This window comes from Rhodovulum sp. 12E13, from assembly GCF_003340565.1.
Taxonomy (GTDB): Bacteria; Pseudomonadota; Alphaproteobacteria; order Rhodobacterales; family Rhodobacteraceae; genus HLUCCA09.
Genome location: NZ_QPLK01000089.1, coordinates 1 through 2078, shown reverse-complemented (window position 1 = coordinate 2078; position 2078 = coordinate 1). Strand labels below are relative to the sequence as shown.

General features: G+C 59.1%; 3 protein-coding genes. All 3 read right to left on the bottom strand.

Annotation, left to right across the window (positions count from 1 at the left end):
• On the bottom strand, positions 1-336 hold a 336-nt coding region (locus DLJ49_RS21100), incomplete at its 3' end, for a phage tail tube protein (protein ID WP_233489384.1).
• Between the two features lie 93 nt (positions 337-429).
• Complete coding sequence (locus DLJ49_RS21095) at positions 430-849, bottom strand: acyl-CoA transferase (protein ID WP_115395468.1); 420 nt, start codon at positions 847-849, stop codon at positions 430-432.
• A 105-nt stretch (positions 850-954) separates the two neighbouring features.
• Positions 955-1836, bottom strand: a complete 882-nt coding sequence (locus tag DLJ49_RS21090) for an Abi-alpha family protein (RefSeq protein ID WP_115395467.1) — start codon at positions 1834-1836, stop codon at positions 955-957.
• Between the last annotated feature and the right edge of the window lie 242 nt (positions 1837-2078).

The window sequence follows — 2078 nt, the reverse complement described above, 5'->3', positions numbered from 1 at the left end:
GAAGCTCGGCAGGTCCCAGGCGCCGGACTGGAACTCGTGGGTATAGGGGCCGGTGCCGCTGGTCGTCGGCGCGCCGAAGGCAGCCTTGAGCCAGTGGCCCCAGGCCTCCGCGTCGATCGGGACCACCCCGTCGCCGTCGGCGGTGATCGCGTCCTTGACGGGCGCCAGCGGATCGCGGCCGTAGCCCAGCAGCTCGGAGTCGAGCAGCGGCTGTTCGGCGGCCACGGTCAGCCCCGGCGCGAACGGCATGCGGATGAAGCCGCTGGCCGGCGGCGTGCCGTAGGTGGTCTCGAAGCCGAGCGCCAAGCGGGCCCGCGCCCCAAGGGATCGTGCCATGATGCTCTCCTGTCGCAGAAAGGAACAGCCCGCGGAGCGGATCTGCGGGCCGGTGGGTCAGTGGTCGGGTGACGGACGTCGTCTGCGCTGCGCTCAGCTCAGCGGGTCGTCCGTGGAGTAGTGCAGCACCACCGCGATGGTGGCCGCCTTCAGGCTCGCCGCGCCCTCTAAGGCCAAATCGACCGGCCGCGGCGCCTCCGCCTCGACCCAGTCGCAGAGCCCGCCCAGCGTCCGGTCGGCCGCGAGCGTCGCACCGATGCTGGCGCAAAGTGTGTCGAAGGCCGCGTCACGCTCGGCGCCCTGCACGACCGCCTCGATCTCGGCGCGGTGCTGGTAGTGGTAAGCCAGCGGCGACAGCGTCACCTCCGGCTCCCCCGGCTCGCCATCCCGCAGGATCAGCAGGCCTTCGGCCGGTACGCGCTCTGGCAGCACCTCGCCGCGCAGGACGGTTGCAGGCAGCGCCGAGAGCCGCGCGTGCAGCGCGGCGAGGATGCTTTCGCGAGGGGTGGGCATGTTTTATTTCTATCGTGAAGTTGCGTTAGGTGGACACGTTAAGCGCTCTTTGCCACCCACACGCAGCCACACTGAGTAATCAGACCAGCATCAGATCGTTATTTGTCACCCTTTTTCTTCAGATGGAGCGTTCTTGAACCAAGGATAATACGTAACCTTTGGGTCTGGAATCAGATATCCGGTCGAGCTAGCAAATCTGCGCCCAAAATCGGTAAGGAATAGTCGCGCAGTCCTGACACTATCATCGAGGTATCGCTCACCGTCTTCACCAGTCCATTCAATCTTACTTGTCATCACTAGCCCCAATGAAACTAAGTTCTCCAATGAAACGACAACTTCTTCACCCTTCAGCTCTTCAAAATATCGCGCTCCATCGTCTTTCGTTTTTATTCGGTCTGGGTCGAATTTCTCGAAATACTTATACATGATTTGAGCATATGACAGCACAGGCTCTTCCCTCGAGACAGACAAAACAGCATCTCCAGCTGGACCATCCCTATACATTCTCAGTGACGTCTTTTCGACATCTATTTGCCCTGAGGCGTAACGCGACATCACGTCAAACACTTTCATATCGGATGGTGATAAGGCAGAAAGAGTTGTAATTAATCGTCTGTCGACCGTTGGGGCATCTGGGTCCATCGCCTGTGCCAACAACTCTGCCCATTTCAAATGGATTTCGTCATCAGCCTCGGAAGCAGCAGCTTCGATAATCGGTAGGGCAATGTTTGGAGCGACCGCACGAAGCGACTTCACATTCCTACCTTTGAGAAGTTCATCCGTTCTTTCTGCGAGAAGGACAGCACGTTCAATTCTATAGAATCGAACGCGATCACCTACTAAGCCAATGCCGTCAGTGATTAGATCCCCCATTACCTTCGAAAAGAATTTCCCGGCCTCCGTGCCTGCATCGATCGCCTTAGACGTTGTCTTCGCGATTTCTTTTGCTGCGTCTGCAGATCTTCCGAGGTCACTTGGTTCGTTCATTGGATTCTACCGGGCTGATCAGCTTTGGGCTTCGCCGCCCGTATACACCTTGATAAGCAATTGAAGAAGCTTCTTCTTGCCTCTAGATCCGACCTACCGCCGTTACGAACAGCTGTCACCCCGCAGTATTCACCGAATGCGTCTGAGCGGCGGATTTGGCGGTCGTGGGCCGGTCGTGAGGACCGGTCGAGGGTTGTGCAGACCCTCCCGAGCGGCGCGACGCCTGTTGACGGTGCGCGTGG

Coding starts and splice junctions, on each gene's coding strand:
- DLJ49_RS21095 (WP_115395468.1), bottom strand. CDS start 849: ATGCCCACCCCTCGCGAAAGCATCCTCGCCGCGCTGCACGCGCGGCTC.
- DLJ49_RS21090 (WP_115395467.1), bottom strand. CDS start 1,836: ATGAACGAACCAAGTGACCTCGGAAGATCTGCAGACGCAGCAAAAGAA.